Annotated in this window: 19 protein-coding genes and 1 other RNA gene; 8 read left to right on the forward strand and 12 right to left on the reverse strand. The window is 39.1% G+C overall.

Annotated elements, in window-relative coordinates; translation table 11 throughout:
* Genes AC5JMK_RS26990 through AC5JMK_RS27000 form a run of 3 tightly spaced genes read right to left on the reverse strand, consistent with a single transcriptional unit; the run spans nucleotide 1 to nucleotide 357 of the window.
* Nucleotides 1–180: a DUF6887 family protein gene (locus tag AC5JMK_RS26990; protein WP_495911388.1), complete on the reverse strand. Its 180-nt coding sequence runs from the start codon at nucleotides 178–180 to the stop codon at nucleotides 1–3.
* On the reverse strand, nucleotides 180–239 hold the full coding sequence (locus AC5JMK_RS26995) for a hypothetical protein (RefSeq protein WP_495911400.1): 60 nt from the start codon (nucleotides 237–239) through the stop codon (nucleotides 180–182). Before AC5JMK_RS26995 ends, AC5JMK_RS26990 begins: the two co-directional genes overlap by 1 nt.
* Nucleotides 240–261: 22 nt before the next feature.
* A complete protein-coding gene (locus AC5JMK_RS27000) occupies nucleotides 262–357 on the reverse strand; it encodes a DUF6888 family protein (RefSeq protein ID WP_495911389.1) in 96 nt (31 codons plus the stop codon).
* A 146-nt stretch (nucleotides 358–503) separates the two neighbouring features.
* Between AC5JMK_RS27000 and AC5JMK_RS27005 the strand changes: the two genes are divergently transcribed.
* The 3 genes from AC5JMK_RS27005 (at nucleotide 504) to fba (ending at nucleotide 3,559) form a co-directional block, all read left to right on the forward strand.
* Nucleotides 504–1,715 carry a 5-(carboxyamino)imidazole ribonucleotide synthase gene (locus AC5JMK_RS27005; RefSeq protein ID WP_495911401.1) on the forward strand — a complete coding sequence of 404 codons (1,212 nt, stop codon included), beginning with the start codon at nucleotides 504–506 and terminating at the stop codon, nucleotides 1,713–1,715.
* 60 nt (nucleotides 1,716–1,775) lie between these two features.
* Nucleotides 1,776–1,960, forward strand: a non-coding RNA gene (ssrS, locus tag AC5JMK_RS27010) — 6S RNA.
* 519 nt (nucleotides 1,961–2,479) lie between these two features.
* Complete coding sequence (gene fba, locus AC5JMK_RS27015) at nucleotides 2,480–3,559, forward strand: class II fructose-bisphosphate aldolase (RefSeq protein ID WP_096675876.1); 1,080 nt, start codon at nucleotides 2,480–2,482, stop codon at nucleotides 3,557–3,559.
* A gap of 191 nt (nucleotides 3,560–3,750) precedes the next feature.
* Here fba and AC5JMK_RS27020 read toward each other — a convergent pair whose 3' ends face one another.
* The 3 genes from AC5JMK_RS27020 to AC5JMK_RS27030 form a co-directional block, all read right to left on the reverse strand.
* A complete protein-coding gene (locus AC5JMK_RS27020; protein WP_096675877.1) occupies nucleotides 3,751–4,419 on the reverse strand; it encodes a fasciclin domain-containing protein in 669 nt (222 codons plus the stop codon).
* 102 nt (nucleotides 4,420–4,521) lie between these two features.
* Nucleotides 4,522–4,890 carry a pentapeptide repeat-containing protein gene (locus tag AC5JMK_RS27025; protein ID WP_096675878.1) on the reverse strand — a complete coding sequence of 123 codons (369 nt, stop codon included), beginning with the start codon at nucleotides 4,888–4,890 and terminating at the stop codon, nucleotides 4,522–4,524.
* On the reverse strand, nucleotides 4,872–5,192 hold the full coding sequence (locus AC5JMK_RS27030; protein WP_495911402.1) for a hypothetical protein: 321 nt from the start codon (nucleotides 5,190–5,192) through the stop codon (nucleotides 4,872–4,874). The genes AC5JMK_RS27025 and AC5JMK_RS27030 overlap by 19 nt, the downstream gene beginning before the upstream one ends.
* Nucleotides 5,193–5,407: 215 nt before the next feature.
* Here AC5JMK_RS27030 and AC5JMK_RS27035 point away from each other — a divergent pair, with 215 nt between their 5' ends.
* Together AC5JMK_RS27035 and AC5JMK_RS27040 are read left to right on the forward strand one after the other, a co-directional pair.
* A complete protein-coding gene (locus tag AC5JMK_RS27035) occupies nucleotides 5,408–6,721 on the forward strand; it encodes a cytochrome P450 (RefSeq protein ID WP_495911390.1) in 1,314 nt (437 codons plus the stop codon).
* Nucleotides 6,722–6,746: 25 nt separating this feature from the next.
* Nucleotides 6,747–7,214, forward strand: coding sequence for a hypothetical protein (locus tag AC5JMK_RS27040; protein ID WP_096675881.1), 468 nt, complete (start codon nucleotides 6,747–6,749; stop codon nucleotides 7,212–7,214).
* On the opposite strand, the gene AC5JMK_RS27045 is transcribed toward AC5JMK_RS27040, so the two are convergent.
* The gene (locus tag AC5JMK_RS27045) at nucleotides 7,171–8,343 is read right to left on the reverse strand and encodes an NAD(P)/FAD-dependent oxidoreductase (protein ID WP_096675882.1); all 1,173 of its coding nucleotides are present in this window, start codon (nucleotides 8,341–8,343) and stop codon (nucleotides 7,171–7,173) included. The genes AC5JMK_RS27040 and AC5JMK_RS27045 overlap by 44 nt on opposite strands.
* A gap of 100 nt (nucleotides 8,344–8,443) precedes the next feature.
* On the opposite strand from AC5JMK_RS27045, the gene AC5JMK_RS27050 reads away from it, so the two are divergent.
* On the forward strand, nucleotides 8,444–10,288 hold the full coding sequence (locus AC5JMK_RS27050) for a tetratricopeptide repeat protein (protein ID WP_495911391.1): 1,845 nt from the start codon (nucleotides 8,444–8,446) through the stop codon (nucleotides 10,286–10,288).
* Between the two features lie 184 nt (nucleotides 10,289–10,472).
* Here AC5JMK_RS27050 and AC5JMK_RS27055 read toward each other — a convergent pair whose 3' ends face one another.
* Nucleotides 10,473–12,830, reverse strand: a complete 2,358-nt coding sequence (locus AC5JMK_RS27055) for an NHL repeat-containing protein (protein WP_495911392.1) — start codon at nucleotides 12,828–12,830, stop codon at nucleotides 10,473–10,475.
* A gap of 1,272 nt (nucleotides 12,831–14,102) precedes the next feature.
* Here AC5JMK_RS27055 and AC5JMK_RS27060 point away from each other — a divergent pair.
* Nucleotides 14,103–15,287, forward strand: coding sequence for a glycosyltransferase family 4 protein (locus AC5JMK_RS27060; protein WP_495911393.1), 1,185 nt, complete (start codon nucleotides 14,103–14,105; stop codon nucleotides 15,285–15,287).
* Nucleotides 15,288–15,669: 382 nt separating this feature from the next.
* On the opposite strand, the gene AC5JMK_RS27065 is transcribed toward AC5JMK_RS27060, so the two are convergent.
* Nucleotides 15,670–16,407: a glutathione peroxidase gene (locus tag AC5JMK_RS27065; protein WP_096675886.1), complete on the reverse strand. Its 738-nt coding sequence runs from the start codon at nucleotides 16,405–16,407 to the stop codon at nucleotides 15,670–15,672.
* A 124-nt stretch (nucleotides 16,408–16,531) separates the two neighbouring features.
* Nucleotides 16,532–18,478: an alpha-amylase family glycosyl hydrolase gene (locus AC5JMK_RS27070; RefSeq protein WP_495911394.1), complete on the reverse strand. Its 1,947-nt coding sequence runs from the start codon at nucleotides 18,476–18,478 to the stop codon at nucleotides 16,532–16,534.
* Between the two features lie 590 nt (nucleotides 18,479–19,068).
* Between AC5JMK_RS27070 and AC5JMK_RS27075 the strand changes: the two genes are divergently transcribed.
* Nucleotides 19,069–21,144 (forward strand): cation:proton antiporter domain-containing protein, encoded by a 2,076-nt coding sequence (locus AC5JMK_RS27075; RefSeq protein ID WP_096675888.1) that lies wholly within the window; start codon nucleotides 19,069–19,071, stop codon nucleotides 21,142–21,144.
* Nucleotides 21,145–21,167: 23 nt separating this feature from the next.
* On the opposite strand, the gene AC5JMK_RS27080 is transcribed toward AC5JMK_RS27075, so the two are convergent.
* A complete protein-coding gene (locus tag AC5JMK_RS27080) occupies nucleotides 21,168–21,746 on the reverse strand; it encodes a gamma-glutamylcyclotransferase family protein (protein WP_096675889.1) in 579 nt (192 codons plus the stop codon).
* Nucleotides 21,747–21,870: 124 nt separating this feature from the next.
* Nucleotides 21,871–23,286 carry a DUF8738 domain-containing protein gene (locus AC5JMK_RS27085; RefSeq protein ID WP_096675890.1) on the reverse strand — a complete coding sequence of 472 codons (1,416 nt, stop codon included), beginning with the start codon at nucleotides 23,284–23,286 and terminating at the stop codon, nucleotides 21,871–21,873.
* Between the last annotated feature and the right edge of the window lie 67 nt (nucleotides 23,287–23,353).

The following is a 23,353-nucleotide window of genomic DNA, read 5'->3' on the forward strand; positions in this document are numbered from 1 at the left end:
TCATGATGTAATCTCTTTGTACTTCAATTTGAAGTGCGGAATGTGGGTTGTAATAATTCTGCGTGGGCGCTCACTAAGTCTATCTAAATACGCTCTAATAGCCATTTTATCTTCACGATGTCGAAGAAAGTATTGCCTTAATTCTGCATCAGACATCGCAGCATAATTAACCTGACTCATCACAACACCTCCCCATCCGGCGTTATTTTGAATTCAAGATTTTCAGTATTTCCAGCCAAAACATAGAGATTACTTGTTCGATCATCTATACATAGTAAGATGTATCGGTTGAAGCATAAGATAGGTTAACCAATAACTAAGGCGATATAGACCTCTCAATTGGCTATTAGTAGGCATTCAAGACCACTCCACACACATTTTAATCTTAGCACTCACATTACAAAAGCTTATTTAAAAAATGGGCGAACCTGATAACTGATAACTGATTCTGATCGCGCTATGATCCTAAGACAGGGTAAACTTTCGTGATAGTTTGGGGTAAGATGGTGCGTATTGGTGTAATCGGTGGCGGACAACTCGCCTGGATGATGGGCGGTGCAGCACAGAAGTTAGGCGTGGAATTGGTGGTACAAACCCCTAGCCCGAATGATCCTGCTGTGGCGATCGCTAACGACACTATTTTCGCTCCAGTAGATGATGCCGCAGCTACAGAAGTTTTAGCAGCTAGATGCGATATCATTACTTTTGAAAACGAGTTTGTTAATCTTAAAGCTTTATCAGTCCTAGCAGAACAAGGGGTCTGTTTTCGCCCACCGCTACAAGCATTAGTTCCCCTGTTAGATAAATATTACCAACGCTGTTATTTACGCGATTTAGGTTTACCAGTTCCTCAATTCTTTGATATAAAAGGAAATTGGAAAGAAGACCTGAAAACAGGAAAGAAACAGTTAGATGTTGAAAGTCAAGAGTTAGGAATACAAAACGAAAATCTTCATAATTTTTCACTTATAAGTAAATTAAATTTTCCCATAGTTTTAAAAGCTCGCCGTCACGGTTATGATGGTCAGGGTACTTTTATTATTAAAGATATCCACACTCTTCAGGCAAAATTAGAATCTGCAAATAATCCAACTTTTATATTAGAAGAATTTATCCCGTTTGAACGAGAACTGGCAATTATTGCAGCACGTTCTGTGGACGGTGAAGTAGTGATTTACCCGATTGTAGAAACTCAACAAGAAGAACAAGTATGTCGGCGAGTGATTGCACCAGCAGATATTCCATCGCACCTGCAAAAAGAGATTGAGAATATGTCCCATACACTCCTAAACAGCCTGGAAGCAGTGGGAGTTTTTGGAATTGAATTATTCCTTAATGCAGATGACAAAGTGCTAGTAAATGAGATAGCACCCCGCACTCACAATTCGGGACATTTTTCTCTTGACGCCTGCGAAACTTCCCAGTTTGAGCAACATTTAAGAGCAGTTTCTGGCTTACCTTTGGGCAATCCTAAACTAACTTGCCCATGTGCTATTATGGTAAATTTGTTGGGCTACGAAATATCGAAAAATAATTATATTACTAAACGTCAAAAAATAAAACAAATTCCTCAAAGTTACGTTCACTGGTACGGAAAAACAGAATCTCATCCTGGGCGAAAGTTAGGACACGTCACCGTTTTGTTAGATCATCAAAATCAAGATCAAGCGATGGCGATCGCCCGCACTATAGAAAATATTTGGTACGCCCATTAAACCAGCAAAAAAATCTAATTTGGCATATACAAAATCATCTTTAAAAGCTATAATCGATTCATAGCACTGCGACGTTGGTGACTGCCAACAAGTTTTGTGATCTATGACTTGTAAAAGTAAGGGAACCAAGCATTTTTCGTGGCAGTAGACCGGGCTTGCACCCGGAAACTTTAAACGGAAGACACGGTACCCACCTGGTTTACTCCAGGTCAAAAACTTAGGTAAAACGGCGTCGCGGTGAATAAAAATCAAAGCTCCTAAAGTCTATTTGGCTAAGGAGCTTTAACTATATTTATAGATAAAGTGAGTGTAGGGGTGTAAGAGTTTCAGAAGGCAGGAGGCAGAGGGCAGAAGGCAACCCACCCTTAAAAGAGTGGGATTGAAACAAGGATGTTTTATACCTCGCTGCAAGCAGTCTCAGTATAATTATTGATTTTGACTGGGCTTTAGACCCAGAACTAAAGTTTTAATTGACACTCCCAACCTTCTGCCTTCTGCCCTCGACCCTCTGCCTTTCTTGTAAGAAGAATCAATTGGAATACAGTGTTACCAAAACCCCAAAACGTCAGGTAGCTGATTGTACAGTAACATTGAGCAACTATAGAGGATATTTATCCACAGATAGTGCAAACTTTTTCAGCATAGACACCCATCACTAGTTATAATTTCCTATAGGATCACAATAATTTCTTAAGATTGGCGTAATATATATTTACGCAATATTCCAAACCGACTAGCTGACAACACAATTAGGAGGACTATCTATGGCGCTCGTGCCAATGCGGCTGCTGCTGGATCACGCGGCTGAAAACAATTACGGTATTCCAGCTTTTAACGTGAACAACATGGAGCAGATTCAAGCTATTATGCAAGCTGCCCATGAAACAGATAGCCCCGTAATTTTGCAAGCTTCTCGTGGCGCTCGGAAATATGCAGGTGAAAACTTCCTGCGTCATTTGATTTTGGCAGCAGTGGAAACTTACCCTCATATTCCTATTACCATGCACCAAGATCATGGTAATGAACCTGCCACTTGCTACTCAGCAATGAAGAACGGCTTTACCAGCGTGATGATGGATGGTTCCCTGGAAGCTGATGCTAAAACCCCCGCTAGCTACGAGTACAACGTCAAAGTCACCCGTCAAGTGGTGGAAGTAGCTCATGCTTTGGGTGTCAGCGTTGAAGGCGAACTCGGTTGCTTGGGTTCTCTAGAAACTGGTATGGGTGAAGCTGAAGACGGTCACGGTTTCGAGGGTAAACTCGATCATTCCCAACTGTTAACCGATCCTGACCAAGCTGTTGACTTTGTTGAGCAAACCCAAGTAGATGCTTTGGCTGTTGCTATTGGTACTAGCCACGGTGCTTACAAGTTCACCCGCAAGCCAACAGGCGAAATTTTGGCAATCAGCCGTATTGAAGAAATCCACCGCCGTTTACCCAATACCCACTTGGTAATGCACGGTTCCTCCTCTGTACCCGAAGATTTGATTGCTTTGATTAACCAGTACGGTGGTACAATTCCTGAAACCTATGGTGTACCTGTAGAAGAAATTCAAAAAGGCATCAAGAGCGGTGTACGTAAGGTAAATATCGATACCGACAACCGTTTGGCAATTACTGCTGCTGTTCGGGAAGCTTTGGCTGCTAATTCTAAGGAATTTGACCCCCGTCACTTCCTCAAGCCTTCTATTAAGTACATGCAAAAAGTGTGTGCAGAACGTTACCAACAATTTGAAACTGCTGGTAATGCTAGCAAGATCAAGCAGGTTTCTTTGGAAGAGTTTGCTGCTAAGTATGCTAAAGGCGAACTCAGTGCGACAATCAAGAAAACTGTTGCTCGGTAATTTTGCCAAAGTAAATAAATAGGGACACAGTATTAATGTGTCCCTAAGCTGAGGATTCTCATACTCAATAGACAGAACCGGGTAGCAATTATGTTCCCCGGTTTTTTGCTTGGTTTGTAGTAAGCACTTGAGTGCTTGCATATTTAAGGACTAAAGTCCTTACTACAAACCTATTGAAACTTTACCTACTACTATGGTGTGGGACTAGAAGTAGGACTTACTTTAAAATCAGGAGGGAGAATTACCTTGTCAACTACGTGAACAACGCCATTGCTAGCTAAGATGTCGGCTTGAGTAACTTTAGCACCGTTGACGGACACTGTTTTAGCAGTACTATTCACATCAATTGTCACAGGAGTACCCTCTACTGTTTTTACATCTCCAGATGTCAATTGACTAGAGGTTACTTGTCCGGGTATGACGTGGTAGCTAAGAAGCTTCACTAACTGTTGTTTGTTTTCTGGCTTGAGGAGGTTTTCTACAGTACCTGCTGGTAAAGCCTTAAAAGCATCATCAGTCGGTGCAAAAACTGTGTAAGGGCCTTGTGCAGTCAATTGATCTTCTAAACCTGCGGCTTTATATGCTTTTGTTAAAGTCGTAAAAGACCCTTGGCTAGCTGCTGTTTGAGTAAGTTCTGCAAAATTTTGGTTTCCGGTTGTACCACCAGGGGTTGCTGTTGCAGGTGCAGTAGTTGTTGGAGTCACTTCTGCAACAGGTGAGGTATTTTCTGTAGGTGCTTCTCCAACGGTCGGAGTCGTGTTTTCTGCATTCGGTTGACCACAGGCAGACAAGGCTAAGAGACTACCTACACCAACTACACTTAACAAAGCTTTTTGTAAAATGCCTTTGCTTGCTTTCATGGCTTTTTCCCAAAATCGAGCGAAATAACCTAGTATATTTACAAAAGTTAATCTCTGCTGAGAAGTAATCCCTCATCCGTAAGAGGTAGTTTGTACAAATTGTCAGATTTTTCGCATATTTCTACTTTGTGGATCAAAGCCATAAGAAAATCGGGTGCTGTCGTCGTAGCAAGCTCCTGTTAAATTTGCTGCAAACAGCTTGGTATAGTGTAGTTTAGCTCCACGCAGATTCGCTTCTATCAACTTTGCACAACTGAGGTTAGCTCTGGTTAAATTGGCTTTGGCTAGGTTTGTTCCACCTAAATTAGAACTCCATAGTTTAGCTTTAGCCAAGTTAGCACCACTCAGGTCTGCTGCATACAAATTGATGCCAACCAAATATGCTCCAATCAACTTAGCTCCTGCTAAATTGACAGCAGTAAAATCCCTCTCTCCAGCAGCGTAACGTCGTATTAGTTCATCGGCATCCATAATTCTTTCACCTTTATCAGCAAAGCAGAAACTATTTGATCCCATTCTTGGTCTAGTCCTGCGTGAAATTCTGGCTTCTCACTACGTCTGTACCAGTAACGTGCATTGCTCACATCACCCTCTTTTCTGTGTAGGTATGCATGAACCCAAGCACTATCAAGATCATTGGCATTTTGAACTATTTCATGCGCTCTATCCCAATTACCTTTATAGTCAAACCACAATGCTTGGAGAGCTTTCGGTAGTGAATCAGGACATTTTTGCTGTTTTTCGATTAATTGCTTGAATTCTTGCAGCGTCATCATTTTTACCCATCCATTATCAAGCCTCTATTTACCACTCTATCAATGACTTGTTGCGATCGCATGTTATGGTGCTTTACTTTTTGATGATACAAATACATCCATAAGAGCGTACGGCTGTACGTCCCTACTTTTGCTACGCTACACTAATTTATAACTCAATCAAATTTTACTTATTGCTGCCAGTTATTATCTGAAATTATCTACATTTACACATGATAAACAAGCAAATGCCACCTGGAAGCTTCGGTGTACCTGTATTAGGTGAAACATTACCATTCGTTGTTGATCCTGATTTTATCACGAAGCGCTACAAACGCTACGGGTCTATTTTTAAAAGTCACATTTTAGGCAAACCGACTGTGGTAATGGTGGGACCAGAAGCAGCAGAATTTGTTCTTTCTAGCCATATGGATCATTTTTCTTGGCGTGAGGGATGGCCAAATAATTTTAAAGTCTTGCTGGGCGAATCACTATTTCTCATGGATGGAGAAGAACATCGCCTAAAGCGCCGTTTAATTATGCCTGCAATGCATGGGCCAGCACTGGCAAATTATCTCAACACCATGGAAAATATCACACTTACTTATTTGCAAAAATGGGAAAGAAAACAGAAATTTACTTGGTTTCAAGAATTCAAACAGTTGACATTTAGTATTGCTAGTGAACTATTACTAGGTACTCAAACAGACGCTGAGTCTGAGCGTCTCAGCAAATTGTTTACAACATTAACAAACGGACTATTTGCTATTAATCCACTAACCTTGCCATTCACTCAATTTGGCAAAGCGATCGCAGCTCGTAATCAAATATTAGAACATTTAACTCAAGTTGTTAAAGAACGTCAAAAAAATCCTACAAAAGACGCCTTAAGTCTTCTAATACAAGCTAGAGATGAAGAAGGTAACACTCTCAGTGAAAAAGAACTAATTGCCCAAGCAGTTCTACTACTTTTTGCTGGACATGAGACTACAACTACAATGCTAACTTGGCTATGTTTAGAGTTAGCTCTTCACCCAGAGGTAATGCAACGTGCTAGAGATGAACAACAACAATTTGTTGGTGATGGTGCCTTAACTTTAGAACAACTAGGACAAATGCCTTATTTAGAGCAGATATTGCTAGAAATTGAAAGATTGCATCCTTCTGTAGGAGGAGGTTTTCGCGGTGTGATCAAAGAATTTGAATTTAAAGGATTTTCTGTACCTGCTGGTTGGAAACTGATCTACGCAATTCCAGAAACTCACCGGATATCAGAAATTTATCCTCAACCAGAGCGTTTTGATCCAGATCGTTTTAGCTCGCAACGGCAAGAACAAAAACAACGCCCCTTTAGTTTAATCGGTTTTGGTGGTGGCCCGCGCATCTGTGTTGGCATAGCATTTGCCAAGATGGAAATGAAAATTATAGCTGCACACCTATTGCGTAGTTATAAATGGGAAATTTTGCCCAATCAAAGTTTAGATAACGTACGAATTCCCACCATTCACCCGAAAGATGGATTAAGAGTTAGATTTCAATCTTTATAACCAGATAAGTATAAAAAAGAATTTTATGAATGATTTGCTGAATCAAAATCGTTCTATTTTTCAATTAGCACAAATTCTTGTTTGGGCAACTAATCACCCAATTCTTAGTTTTATCATTTTGTTGGTTATTCTAGCTATAATTGGAAGTATTATTCAAGCAATAGGTCACTTGATTGAATCAGTTAGTAAATCAATATTACAAGTTCCTTTGAAGTTGATATTAGCTATTATTAAATTTAGTTTTTCGTCAATTACTCAAATTAGTAATTTAGCAATAAAAAAACTAGATAATTCTCATATACATGATAATTATTTACCTATATTACCATCAAAAAATTATCCAATTATTCACTTAGAAAAGCAACAAAGATTAGAAGAAATTTCTCAACGACTAGCTGAAATTCAAAAAGAACAAAATGAGCTTTTCAAAGAAGCAACAGAACTTTTGGCTACATCGGAGATTGAAAGCGAGCAGGGGATAATTGAGAAATAATTTTATCTTCTTTACCAGTTAAATAATTAGCAAAGCGTTGGGCTAAAGGCGTTACGATCGCTAGAGGATTGCTAAATCCAGAAAATAGATAAACTCCATTACATCCAGGAATAGAACCGATTATAGGAAGGCGATCACCACTAAATGCTACTAAACAATGATGCCAGGTTCCTGGTAGATTAGATAATGCTGGCAATATTTCTCCTATACTTCGCCTCAGCCAGCTTTCACTTGTTTTTTTATCTATCTCAACGTCGGGATCGCTAAGGACACGGCTAATTTGACCTAAGCGCATACTCCCATTTTGAAACTGAATTGCACCCGCATCTAAAATTGGTGCTAATATTTCATGTCCCGGTTGATTCCATAATTCATCGACTTTGGTAGATTCTGCTTCTAATTGAAAGCGTTGAAGATTAGCCGACATTATTAAGGTACGTAATTGCAGTTCTACTGGTGGAGTTTGGATCATCTCCGCATGGGTGAAATACAACTTTATAGGAATACCAGATGCTTTGAGCAATTGTCGAGAGAATCCGCCAGCGCAGACGACAATCTTAGCACTGTGATAAGTTTTTGTAGTTGTTTTTATGGTTTGCGAAGAATGATTTGAGGTGAAATTCTGTACTTGGGTAATTTCCATTTCACCCCCAGCCCGCAGAAATGCTTCAATATAAGCTTGTGCTGTTTTTTCGGGGTTAATATGACCGTGTTTGACAGTTAAAGCACCTGCGATCGCTTGTTTATTTAATAAAGGTTCCATCTCCAAAGCTTCGTCAACACTAAGTAACTTGGGAGGAATGGCAAAATTAGCATATGACGCCGCAGCAACTTTTGGATCAGTGTCGGTTGCGATCGTCAACAATAAATCTAACTCCCGAAATTCAGTATCAGCATCTAACTCTGTGCTAAGAATGCGATGACGCGCTATTCCCTGATCACACAATTGACGCATCAGGGGAGTTGTAGCAGACCAAAAAGCTAAACCACCATAACTATAATAAGTGGCATTGCGTAATGTTGGATCTTGTTCTAACAAAAGCACCGAAAAGCCGATTTTCACTAGTTCATAGGCTAGTGCAGCACCCGTAATACCTGCACCAATCACGAGCCAATCGTAGGTTTTCATATATTTTTATCTAAATATGGTTCAAATTAACGTCTTCTATTATTCTGCACTCAGGTTCAGACAACAATTAGAATTGACATAGTGTGTCTTGGTTGGGAAAGTGTCTGATTCTGTGTCTCTTCGCGATCGCTACCTCGCTTTAGTTGATGAAATTGTTGAAACCACCCTCAAGGGTAAGATCAGTTCTGTTGAGCAAGTGTATCAAATGTTGCTCAAAGGTGTAACGGCTGGGACAGGGGAAATTTTTGAGTTGGCGTTGAGCGATCGCCTGAATCACATTCAGCAGCAAGTGGACAATGAAAAGGACGAACTCAAAAAAGCTAAAGCTACCCGTAGTTTGAGAGCGATAAAGACAATCCAAACTCAATGGCAACGGGTTGAAGAACAAAACAAAGCTACAGAAACCACAGCAACCGCAGTTAAAGAAATTACCACAGCATCATCGGGAGAACAACTAGCTATTTTTTTACGTGTCACTGATCCAAATAGTCAGTATCGCCTCAACCTACAACAGCTTCAGCAATTGTCAAAAGCTTTACAACAATTTGCTCAACCAGATTCTGATTTACAGCAAATCTCAGAAGGTATTACCCGTGGTGTTGCATCTTGGCAGCGACTACAAGACCATTTAGTTAGCTGGATGTATGAACAAAATCGTCAATCTTTAGGTTTTGGCGGTATCCCAGGCGAAAGTGGGCCTTGGGCTACTTGGGCTAAACAAGTACAAAGCGAGTTACCCCATGCACTGTTTCACGCCTTTGCAAAAGAGGAATCTGCCATTGATTTTGCCAGACAGCAACGTCAGATTAGCCTCAGAGATTGGGTGGAAATTACAATAATTTTCCAATACTTACAACGAGGATTAGTTCACTGGTTTGACCAGCAAGCTTACAATGTGAAAGCCGGATCAAAGCTTTCTATTTCGACATATTTGACCTTTGCAGTGATCTGGAGTCAACTGGCAAGTGGTTTTAGTGAAAATATCACCTACAGTAATGCAGCCTCGCAGGTGATGTTACAAATTTTGCGAAGCTTTGCCCAGGCACAGTATTTTCCGTTATATGGCGGCATCTTTGCTTCTTTTTCTGGTAGTTACTTGCGCGATACCTTGAACTATCTCGATGAACCATTGCGGAGAGTCGAAGGTACACAAGAAAAAGCCAGAGTATTAACAATTTTAGGTTACTCACAACGGGCTTTGGGACAATATGACAGTTCAATTAACTTTCATCAACAGGCTTTAGAAATTGCTCGTCATGCAGGCGATCGCCCCTGTGAAATTGCTAACCTCAACCATCTGAGCCGTACTTATGTGCAAGAGCAAAGATATGCAGAAGCAATAGATTACAGTCAAAGAGCATTAATCATGAGTCGGCAAACGGGGGATAAAACAGGAGAAGCCTATGCTTTGGTAAACTTGGGTTACAGCGAAGTCATGCAAGCTCAACAACAAGAGCAAATAGAACCTGAAACCTATGAAATGCCAATTAACTATTTGCAGCAAGGTTTAAAACTATCAGAACAATTAGGTGATGTGCAAAGTAAAGCTTTGTGTTTAAGTAGTTTAGGTATTGCTTATTTAGTCATTGGAGATTCACAAAACGCTATTAAAAATTTAGAAGAAGGCTTTAAAACAGCACAAATATCTGGTGATTTATATCTCCAAGGATTAAATTTAGCTAATTTAGGTGAAGCAAATTATAACTCAGCAAATTTTGCCAGAGCGATTTACACAGGTTGTTTAGGAATGTATTTGTTAAACCAAATTGCTTCCCTGGAGTGGCTAAAAGTAGCGAAGTTATTAGCAATATTACAAGCTCAACTTGGGGTAGAAGCTTTCCAAAACGCATTGCAGCAAAATCGCCCGAAAATTATTTCTGTAATTGGTGTGGATGGGTACGATTATATTCCACAGTTGTTAGAAGAATATAGAAGCCAGATGTAATGCGATCGCTTTAAAAGCGATCGCACGAGGGCTATTGGGAGCATCCCAAATGTTCAAAAAACCCGCCTCATAGCTCTAGTCTGCTTTAAGCAGACTACTTGATTTTATGAAGTCGTCTGAAGACGACTTGTGCTATTAGCGGTATATTGAAAAAATTGGGATGCTCCCTTTGCGAGTCCTTGAACTATCCTGGTAAGCGATACATAATCACTTTCGCTTTCAAATCCTCTTCCACAAACACTAAATACTCACCATTGGAACGACGAAAAGCCCGAATTCCAAAGGGTATGTCAACCCACCCACCTTCCCCTGAAACTTCGGGGCCTGGTTTCAACTGTTGTACTTGTTTTCCTGTGGTGGTGTCGTAGACAAATACATCTTGGGTTTTACTGCTGACAGCAAATACTTTATTACCTGCTACATCCATTGCTTTGATGTGCAATTTGGGATCGCGTTTAACTTCGTATGGTAATGCTATGCGCCAGCGTATTTTTTTGGCTTTGCTCCAATTATCGTAGCGGATGATTTCTGTGCCAACCAATCCCCAATCACCATCAATGTTGGGGCGATCGCTTGTATAACCGCTTAAATACATCGCATCCTGTTCCGGAAAATATTTGATTCTGGTAATAGTTTTAAATGGTTGGGGCATGGTTGTCTTTTGCACAGTTTTGGTACTGTAAACTGGGCAACCATGAGCATTTAATCCACCAAAGCGATAATGTTTGATATAGCCGTCTTCTGCTGCTTTCCAAACATCTCCTTTGCTATCTATTTCCCAACCCCAAACAGAATCATCTTTTTCACCCGTAGCTTGATATTCGTTGGCTTGAGGTGAACCGTCGCCATTTGCATCAATCCATATCCAACTACTATTTGTCGGTTCGTTGGCTAGCCAGTCTTCTTTGCCTTTGCCAAATATACCGCAGGGAACGGCAATTTCTCCATCAAAACGATACGTTAATAAGCGTTCTGACATCATTTCTGAAGAGAGATATAACAAACGTTTTCCCTTCAGACGTCGGACAAAGGCTGCTGTGGGTGTGGTGTGTAGTCTGGCATCATTAGGATAGCGGAATCGATCTAAGGTGTAGCCTTTGTATCGCCATTCTTTACCACTACCTTTGCTGTAATCCATAATGAAATGCTCGTCTTTGGTAAAGACGTTGGCGCCATCAGTACCGACATCAGCATCAGCAGTATCTAAAAATTGTAAACCTAGTAATTGCCACTGTAATTTGCCAGATGGGGAGAGTTTGCGTAAGTCTACGCCGGAACGATTGAAACCAACGTTACTAACATAGATATTTCCGCCTGCATCTGTACCGACTCCACTCAAACCGTAAAATTTCAAATCTCCAATTTCGCCACGATTACCTGAATAAATGCCACCTTGAGTACCAAAAGTGCTTACTTGTTTGGGTTTATTGGTGATGTCGTATATTAATACTTGCTGACGTGGGCCATTGTCTGCAATTAACAATCTGTTTTTATTATCAACTGCGATCGCACTTGGTTGGGCAATACTTGCGATCGCACCAGGTAATTGCTTTCCGGTTGGCGAATAATGACCAATTTGGTTTTTATCTCGAATTACCCACAGATTTCCTTTTTTGTCAATAGCTATTTTGCTAGGATTAGTTACTTTAAAGCTACGTATTTCTTTCATCGTAGCGTTGTTGTAGACATGAACCAAATTGCCTGCTTTGTTACTTGCATACAACTGTTTTCCATCAGTTGCTAATCCTGTGACTTTATCTTTGGTACTAACTATTAACATGCTTTTATCCCAGCCGCGTCCTTGGGGAAAAGGTGCTGGTTTTCCAGATAAGTTATAGCGTCTGATGCAAAACCAATCTGTACCTTTGGGGGGGTAATCTTCTCCTGCTTTTCCTTCGGGAGATTGTTGCATCGCTACATACATATACTTTTGATCAACTGCGATCGCATCTCCTCCCATCCTTCCCCAGCCATGCAAGTCATCAGCTTTACCAATTACGTCTCCATTTTTGTAAATTCCTACTTCTCTTCCGGCTTCATCCCAATCTGTATTGGTGTAGACTGTACCATCAGGAGCCACATACATATCACTTATTTGGATTTGTACCCATTTGTCACCACCACCAAAGGAGTTACCTATCCAAGATGTTTTATAACTATTTGTCGCAGATATTGTGTAAGAGTTTGTAGCCGATGGTGTGAAAGTATCTGTTGCGGGTGATGTGTAAGTATCTGTAATCGGTGGTATGTATATATTTTTTGTAGAAGGTGTATAAGTACTATTCTCAGGTATGGTGTAGATTTTGATTGTAGGTGGTGCTGTGCCAATATTTGTTCCAGATGTCATTTTTCCGGTCAAATAGATGGCAATTAAAGTTACAGTTATAAATCCAGCAATGAAACTAAATAAGAACTTTAATCTCCTCTGACCTCGGAAATTACCTTTTATTATTAAGTTATTGAGTTTAAGAATTAAATCTTTTATTTTACTGAGTTGTTGGTAATATAGCTGACTAATTTGTCGTTTAAATTTATTTTTCATCGGTAATATGTATATTATTTTTCAATAAAAACTACTATGTTTGGATGATTGATTAAATATACAAGTAATTATATTTTGATTTTTGTTAAGAAAATATCTTTAGACTTGAGGTCGTTTATTCAGCCCTTTCAAGATGGGTAAAAATTCTCAAAACATTTCTTAAATGTTGGGATTTTCACCTTTGTGTCTTGGTGTCTAGCCTGCTGGTAGACACCAAGAAAAATAAATTACACTTAATTATTTTAGTAATTTATTATACTAACACTCAACCATATATATTTCGAGCTGATATTATACAACTACTTGATTACACATAATTATTGTTTTTGTTATTAACGCGATCTTCATTCATAAAACTAACCAAATTTTCAGTAAATATGGTTAATTTCATGAAAAATTTACAAAATCCACATTATATTTTAATTTTGGCTAAGAATTTATCGTCAGAATTCTATTTGCGATCGCAATCCGTGAGAACTCCGACAACTTTTGCGAAGTCGGGGTTCTTGTCTGTCACTAATGATTTACGAATACCATATATCTCTTCTAAATATTAATTTCAGCAACATCTAGGATAACAATAGATGCATCTTTGTTTATTAATTAAGTATTATTTCAGTTAAAAATTTTAGTTAAGCAGCTATTAATTACTTAAAAATATACTTTGTTTTCATGTTAGAGACAGGATTATATATGGTTTGATAGAAAGGGAAGGTATTTTTTGTTTCTTTAAGTTTTTACCCTCCTAAGAGAGAGGTTTAAAAAGCAAAAACATAGTAGTTTAGTGTAAGGATGCGGGGTTTTACGTCACATGCTTGACACCAAGGTAAAACCTCCACTGGCTTCTCTGTGAGCATAATATATTCACTTTGCGAGAATTAAAGATTTGGAATCAAGGAGGAGTATTTATATACATTAAAATTATATTTTTTCTAGAGATATATAAAGTTTATATCTTGAAAGTGTAATCAGGAACTTGATAAATTTAAGTAATACATTTTAGAGATTTTAATGTTTAATGGTTAGAAGATTTTTACGAATCATTTCTTGAGGGTACAGAGCAAGCAGATTTATCTGTGATGTCAATCCAAAATCTATAGACGCGATCGCAACTTCAAGGAAGATTAATCTAAAATCCAAAATTGTTTAACAACAAAGTGCTAATTGATGTGTTCTATCGAAAAATATAAATACCACAGCTATCAGTTTCCTGTTATTTTCAAATAAGGTGGCTCAAAAGCTGGTAAAACTAGATACAAATACAAGCCGTTCATGGTTAGGGATATAGACGTGACAGGTAACAAAATAAACAATAGATCATCTGCATATATTCTTTGTGTGGGAGTGGGTTGGTTTCCAACAACACCCGGAGGACTAGAAAGATATGTATATGAACTGACTCAAAAACTTGCAGAAAATCAAGATCAGATTGAACTATGTGGAGTAGGTTTACCGGACACCCAACTTAGTCTACCGATAAAGTTAAATAATTTGGGTTCACCAGATGGTCAGATTTGGAAACGGTTATGGTCAATTCGCCAAAATTTCCAAAAAACCAGAATGGGAAAACCAGATGCAATAAATTTGCATTTTGCTTTGTATAGCTTTCCCATATTAGATTTGTTACCCAAGGGAGTACCAATTACTTTTAACTTTCATGGTCCTTGGGCGTCGGAGAGTGAGCATGAGGTAGTTCATCAGCGATTAAGTGTTTTTTTCAAGCAGCGACTAATCGAAAAAAGAACTTATGATCACTGCGATCGCTTTATTGTTTTGAGTAAAGCTTTTGGTCAAATACTACACGAACACTATCAAATTCCTTGGGAAAAAATTTACATTATTCCTGGTGGAGTAAATACTGATCAGTTTCAGTCTAATTTATCACGTGCTGAGGCTCGCGCCAAACTTGACTGGCCACAAGATAGAGCAATTATTTTTAGTAGTCGCCGCTTAGTGCATCGAGTTGGAATCGACAAATTACTAGAAGCTCTGGCAATTATTAAACCAAGACTACCAGATTTTTGGTTAGCGATCGCCGGTCGCGGCCCAGTTCAAGCAGCACTACAACAACAAGCAACCGAATTAGGACTCAACGAACATGTGAAATTTTTAGGATTTCTACCTGATGAGGATTTACCTATAGCTTATCAAGCTGCTGATGTTAGTATTATGCCTAGTCAGTGTTTTGAAGGATTTGGGTTAGCAATCGTAGAATCTCTAGCCTGTGGTACTCCCGTTGTATGTACTCCAGTAGGTGGAATGCCAGAAATTTTAGAGCAATTTTCACCACAATTAATTACTTCTGGTGTAGAAGTTGCAGCCATTGCAGAAAAATTAGAACAAGTACTAACGGGGAAAATACCAACTCCTTCAAGAGAAGCGTGCCGTCAGTATGTTACTGCTAATTTTGATTGGTATAAAATAGCTCAAGATGTCAGGAAAGTAATATTAGCCTGACTACTTATTTATAATTATTCATTTATACAGCAAATAGCAGGTATAAAACTGCGATTTCAATCACAGGCAGGTTTTTTGAACATTTGGGATACTCTCAGTTACAGGGCTATTTCATTCTAGAAATAAACCAATACGGTTCAGATAAGACCATAATCCTTTGTAGAGACGCGCCATGACGCGTCTCTACAGGTCAATTTTTTTACTAAAAATCTTGAATTAAAGTTCACAGCTAATAGTTTAAGTCCGTAAAAACGGACTCGAACACCACAAAACAGTAGGGTTAAACCGACTTTTGTTATTAGCCTCAGAATAAATTCTGAGGCGGACTGAATGAGAATGAAATAGACCTAAGATTTGCCTTTGTCTCAACAAATATTATCTTTTATTTAGTCGCGCCTAAATAAGTTGCTAAAGCTTCAGAACCACCGATGTATTGACCATCAATAAACACTTGGGGAACAGTTGTTGCACCTGCGATCGCTTTTAAGGAATGAGTCGTAGCATCTTTACCCAAAACAATTTCTTCATAGTCTAAACCATTTTGCTTGAGCATTTCTTTGGCACGCGCACAGTAGGGACAACCAGGTTTTGTAAACAGAGAAACCAACTTCGGTTTAACTGCGCTTGGGTTAATATATCTCAGCATCGTCTCAGCATCTGATACCTTGAAGGGATCACCTGGTTCTTCGGGTTCGATGAACATTTTTTCAACAACGCCATCTTTTACTAACATTGAATAGCGCCAAGATCGTTTACCAAATCCCAGGTCTGATTTATCGACTAGCATACCCATGCCTTCTGTAAAATCACCATTACCATCTGGTATAAAAATTAAGTTTTCTGCTTCCTGATCCTTTGCCCATTCATTCATCACGAAGGTATCATTGACAGACATACAAACAATGTCATTTACACCACAATCTTTGAAAGTTTTCGCCAATTGATTGTAGCCTGGAACATGAGCTGATGAACAAGTGGGTGTAAAAGCCCCCGGTAGAGAAAAAACTACAACAGTCTTACCTTTAAATAATTCATCAGTTGTCACATTCACCCATTGATCATTGCGACGCAGACGAAAGGTGGTGTTGGGAACTCTTTTTCCTTCATTATTTGGCAACATAAGAAGTTTACTCCTGGGAAACTTGCTAACTAAAGCGTACTCATTATGAGTACATATGTCAAGTTATTCCTCTATCTTTGGTAGGGATGAATCAGTGATCAGTTACCAGTTAACTGTTAACTGATTAAGACTCTCGCCCCGAAGCCCAAGTGTCACGCCATTTTACAGTACCTTCACTAGCAATAACCCAGCGTCGAGAAAGTAGATTTTCCCGTAGGGGAGAACCTCCTTCGCGCCACATGGCATATTTGTAGCTGATTAGCTTACCAGCACTTTCATCAAAGGGAATTTCAGCAAACCAGGTATTGGAGTTGATATATTCTAGGGGGTAGGCTTTATCGATGTCCCAGTTACCAAGTTCGGGACAATCTCCTGTCACCACGATGGTTTCTCCAGGTTGAGTGCATACGCTATTGAGTTGTACTCTGACAATAGTTTGGCCTTTGACACGTTCACCGACATGACTGATGGCGATCGCTTCTTTGGGTGCAAGTTCCAAATTATAAATCTTGCCATCTTGAACTTCAAATTTGCGTCCGGTTAATAAACAAGTATGTTCCCGATCTGGTAATTCAGTATCAACTGCCTCTACAGTAACAGCATCACCTCTATTTAATGCGACAAAACAACGAGAGTCACGATAGCGGCGTACATAGCAGTAAACATCTGGTGTGATATATTTTTGCCATTGACTACCCATTGATATTGCTGGATTGAGACGGCGTAGTCCCGAAAGTTTGCGGACATCTCGATAGATGGGGGTATCAGTATCCCACGATTCCATCATCGAACGATTGTAGGGATCGTTGTTACCGTAGATATTATCATCACCGTTAGTATCATTATGCAGGTATTGTTCTGTACCATAAAATAAGCAAGGAATACCACGAGTAGTCATCAATAAAATCACCGCCAACCGCAAGATTTCGGGATCAGGGTTGATAGTTTGGAAACGATGCATATCATGGTTGTCGATAAAAGTGATGAGTTCGGTTGCACCGTTATAGCGATCGTCTAAATCTAGTACGTTCTGAACTAAGTAAAAGCCTTGTTCATCATACTTGGCTAGACTTTGGCGAATTGCCATACACAAGCCAAAATCGAGGATACTCATCCCAGAGTTGTTGACGAATTCTACAGCGCGATCGTCATTCGGATTGCTGTAAATCCATTCGCCAAAAATAAACACATCTGGTTTGTGATTGTACATCTCACCATTAAACTCTTGCCAAAACCAGATTGGCATATGTTTAACAGTATCTACTCGCAACGCATCCACACCCCGATCCAACCACTGTTTAATTGCAGACTTAATATAGTTGCGGTACTGAATATTGTTTTCGTTAAAAGTTGCTAGTCCTGATAATTCGCAATTTTGGACTTGCCAATCGTCTTCCCAATTGGTAACTTCACCGTAATGGTGATACCAATGGTCTTGGTCATCATTAAAATCGGCAATTTTTACTCCATCATCATATAATTCGCCCTTACTACCACCAGTGTCTGGGCTACTATGATTGCAGACAATATCCAACACTAGTTTCATATTGCGTTTATGCAATTCTGCAATCAGGCGATCGAAAACAGTGTTTTTCTGATCTTGAGTTTTGTTGAGAGAAGGATCATCATCAGCAGCAATGTAGCGGGGATTAATCCGTTTAAAATCTTTTGTCCAATAGCCATGAATAGCAGCACTTTCAATAAATAATTCTTCTACTTGTTCAAATAAGGGAGTTAACCAAACAGCAGTGACTCCTAAATTCTTGAGATAATCGAGTTTGTCAATCACCCCTTGCAAATCTCCACCCCAGTACTTACCCCATTCTTGACGATTGGGATCATGAAGTTCAGCATTTATCCCTTCGCTATTGTCAGGATCACCATCATAAAAGCGGTCAACTACAATAAAATAAAGTGTTTCTTGGCGAAATTCAATATCTCTGGTGTAGAGAAATTCCAAGTCAATTTCTGTCTCTGATGGTGGTGTTTGGACAATTGCTTCGACTTCTGCTGCTGGGTTTTCGACTTTGTATTGAGCATCTGAAGTTTGAGAAGGAGGATTTGCTACCATAGTAAGTTGATAAATTAATTAGAGTGATAACTAGATTTTCAAGAAACGCAGGTTTGAAAAAGTTAATTATTTGATTGTACGCTTCTTTCCATCGCAAGTATCTATTTCTTTATTCAAAAAATACATCTATCCTTAGTTAGGCTTTTTTAGAACTTGCGATAGATTTACGAATCAAGATTGATTGTATATATTGACTAGTTATTATCTATTATTTAATTCTTCCATGTTTATCTGAATAAAGTATTAGTTAATTTTGTCTATTATTGAGGCTAAAAGTTTAATTATTGTACTACCAGAGAATTAGTTTTTTGTTCACCGTTCTCTATGATCTCCCTTCACTCGTAAGTTCATAAATAAAATCGAATTACTATACTTTTATTTCTTCCCACAGACTCACTTAAAGTTAATTGAATTAATTAGTAAAATGGTCTATGATTCGCATTTAGTGATATATAGTATTCTTAAATCGTGAACAACGAGATCACCAACTTCTCGAAGAAGTCGGTGATCTCGTCTCTCAATTTTCACAACCTATTTAGGATTGCTGTATATAAAATATTAAACTCTTAAAATCTTTAGAGGGTAACAATTTGCTATTACAAAGTCCAATTATTGCATTCACAATCCTGCTATTAGTCATTTTCACCGTACCACCCATTTTTGAAAAGCTACGGCTACCCGGATTGGTAGGTTTGTTAATAGCAGGTGTATTACTTGGTGAGAATGGACTCAAATTACTGAACTCAGAATCTGAAACAATCAAGTTACTATCGGACATTGGTAAAGTTTACTTAATGTTTGTGGCAGGTTTAGAAATTGATCTTGATCAGTTTCGTAAAACTAGAAATCGCTCAATTGGATTTGGTTTTTTAACATTCTTAGCACCATTAATTGCTGGGATTGTTGTTGGCAGGTTGTTTAATTTTAGTTGGAATGCTTCTGTTTTAATCGGTTCTTTACTTGCTTCCCATACTTTGTTGGCATATCCAATTGTCAGTCGCTTAGGTGTAGTGACAAATGAAGCTGTGACAGTCACAATTGGCGCGACAATTTTCACTGATACAGGTGCTTTGTTAGTGCTGGCAATTTGTGTTGGCATTCATGGTGGAGAATTTACAGCCTTGAGTTTAATTACCCTTTTAGGGGGATTAGCTATTTACTCTGCTGTTGTTTTATTCGGTTTCGATTGGGCAGGAAAAGAATTTTTTCGACGTTCCGGGGATGAACAAGGTAATCAGTTTTTATTTATTTTGTTGGCATTATTTATAGCATCTGTTGGAGCGCAAGTAATTGGTGTTGAAAAAATTGTTGGTGCATTCCTAGCAGGTTTAGCTGTCAATGATGTTTTAGGACGTAGCCCTGTTAAAGAAAAAGTTGAGTTTGTGGGTAGTGTTTTGTTTATCCCTTGTTTTTTTGTAGACATGGGATTATTAATTGATATTCCTGCCTTTATCAAAACCCTTAGTTCAGTTTGGTTAGCTGCGGCAATTGTAGTGGCGTTGATTGGTAGTAAATTCATAGCTGCATTTCTAGCCAAATTATTATATCGCTATAACATACCAGAAATGCTGACGATGTGGTCATTGTCACTACCACAAGTAGCAGCTACACTAGCAGCAGCTTTAGTTGCTTATGAAACAGTTAACCCTGCGGGTGAACGGTTAATAAATGAGGGTCTATTAAATAGCATCATTGTCTTAATGTTGGTGACTGCGATACTTGGCCCAGTAACGACAGCACGATTTGCAACTAGACTAACAGTTTCCCAAACTGACTGGGCAAAAGATAAACTATCTACGTGGTGGCAAGGAGATAGTTGTGATGTGGATTTGGATGAACAAACCCAATATCCATTCACTGTTGTTGTTCCCCTATATAATCCCCAAACTCAGCGCTATTTGATCGAAATGGCTGCACTATTAGCGCGTCACGAATCAGGGAAGATCATTCCACTAGCGATCGCCAAAGGTCATGTGCAAATGGATGACCCGCGCTTAAAAATAGCACTTGATCAAAGTCAGCAACGTTTAAAAGATGTTTTAGCTATTAGCCAAGAATTTGATGTGGAAGTATCACCAGCAATCCGGATTGATGACGATATTGCTTTGGGAATTTGTCGTACTAGTCGCGAACAAAACGCCAGTTTAGTTGTCATGGGTTGGTCGCCTAATATGGGCATTCGCGCCCGCTTGTTTGGTAATGTGATCGATAGCGTGTTTTGGTCTTCTCACTGTCCGGTAGCCGTGACAAGATTGTTGAATAGTCCTACTACAATCCAGCGTATTCTTGTACCAGTGGGAGATTTGTCACGCCAAACCATAGGTGCTGTCAGATTTGCCCAAATTTTAGCGGATGCAAATCAAGCAGAAGTAGTACTCTTACATGTGAGCGATCGCAGAACACCCGCAATTCAAGTTGACAAGTATAAGTCCGAACTGTCTGGTATAGCTTCTGAAAGTAAATTACAAGTAAATACTGACATTCAAACCACTACTGGTGATAATGTAGCTAGGATAATTATTCGTGAAGCCAAAACATTTGATTTGGTAGTTTTGCGATCAACTCGTTATCGTACCGCCGGTGGATTAGCTGTCAGCGAAGTTACAAGCCAGGTGATTAAAGAGTTGACTTGCTCAATTGTATTGCTGGGAGAACCTCATTCTTGATTAGTTCAGTGGTTAGGGAAAGATCACTGTGCTATTCGAGGTTGTTGTTGCAATTGATACATGTGATTAAACAAATTCCAGCAATATTCTTCTGGTAATCCACAAGTAACAGCACCCCGGAGGACAATGTTGAAATACCAGTCATTAGGTGCGTGTTCTTTTGCTAACTTGTCAACGACTACGTAAGTACGGACACTTCTGTAAATCTGTTTTTGACAGTGAATGTCCACAAATTCGTGACGATAACCTCCACGGGGAACCTCTTCTCGTTCATCCAAGCGATCGCTAATTCGCCAAGGTAGTTGATAAAGCACACCATGCACAGTGCTAGCTGGATCTTGAATCACATCGAGTACACCACACTTGCGAAATACAGAATAGCGATAAAATCCCAGTCGATAGCCTTTGAGTATAGCAGGCCCAATTACATAACTGTGGGTATTTTCGCCAAGCGATCGCTTTAAATCAACAGGACACATACAAGAACCGTAAGCAAAATACAAAAACATTGGTTCTTGCTGTTGTTGTAGTCCCACGCTTATGTTGGCAGTACTGCTAGAATGCACCCAAGTATGATGTAAATTTCTACCCTGCTTATTCATTGATCTTTAAAAGTATCAACTACAATCAGTAATTATACTCTAGGTTAGCAATAGTATATCCTCAAATATATCTAAAAATCGATAGACAAACAGTATTTTCATCCCTGAATAACTGATAACTGACCTACCCCTGCGCTTCTTTAAGGAGCTGATTCCACGCTGCAACTACAATTTGTAAATTCTGCGGTAAGCGATTGTGAGAAATATCGTTGTATTGAACCGTACCATCATTATTAGTCAGAGTATAAATAATGTAATCAGCCGCACCAGCAGGCGCAGGATAACTGAGATTCTGAAATTCGTTGACTCCTTTGTTTTCTAGCAATTGCTGAAACTGTCGTAACTTCTGTAAAGAAACACGGTGAACACTACGTTCAGAATCATTAGCATCACCCATGCGAGTCCGAATCAAAAGTCCATCATCCAATAAAATAGTTTCGTAGGTTCTACCAGCAAAACCACCACTAGAAATTTGACGAAAAACTATCCCACTTTCTAAAAGCGGTGGTAATTCGCTAGTGGGAATTGGTATAGGTTTAAGACTATTATTACCAGTAATTTTACTAGCTTGTTTATCTAGCCTAATCGTATCTGGTTCACCAACTCGGTAAACCAAACGCTGTTGTCCATCGCTAACAGTTACTCGCCAACCAGGTACAATACTTGGCGCACATAAAATCAGTGGTTCGCTAATACCTAGACAACGATCTGGCCATTCTCGCCGTTGTGATCCAACTATCCGCAGTCGAGAAAATGGTACTCCTAACTCTTGTTCTGCATCTGCCAAAATAGCATCAGATATAGATTTCGGTAAAGTGCTACTACTTGCACTTTGATTTTGTCTGACTTGAGAACCATCACGATTAGCGCGATAAACCAAACGTTGTTTTCCTGCTTGCAAGTTTACTTCCCAAGCTTGCTGGGCGATCGCAATACAAACCTCATCACGACGTGGTAAACCTAAACAGCCATCTGTGGTAATTTGTTTAAAGTTAACAATACGTATTTTAGAAGTAGGCAACTTTGTAAGTTGGGATGCAGCACCCAAAACAGCATTTTTCACAGCAGTGGGTAAGTTTTTTGATTGGTTATTTACAGAATTAGCAGGATTAGCTAAACGTAAAGAACGCCCGTTACTATTAGTGTGATAAATCCAGTTTTGAGTCCCATTAGATACGATTAACCGCCAACCCGGAACCAAAGCTTGCGTACAAAGTTCATCTGGTTTAGCCAGTCCTAAACAACCATCTGACCAAGTTTGTTGATGATATTCAGCAATTTTCAATTTACTAGCTAAAACTCCCTGAGTGCGCGATGCATCTTGCAGTACAGCCCTTGCTACTGGTAAAGGTAAACCGTTACTTTTATGATTTATGTCTAAAATTTCATTTACTTTTTCTGGCAAAATATTTCTGGGAGCAGCAGTAGCACTCTTTAATAATGTAATATTGCTACCCACAGACAAAATGCCAGTTAATATCAAAGCGGTGAAAAATTTTATTTGTTTGGTGGTAATATAAGTTTTAATGGTGGTTTTCATGGGAAATATTGCCAAATAAATTCAATAATAGTTAGTTATAATCATTAGTCAAAACTTAACTAATGAC

It is taken from the genome of Pelatocladus sp. (genome assembly GCF_059505505.1).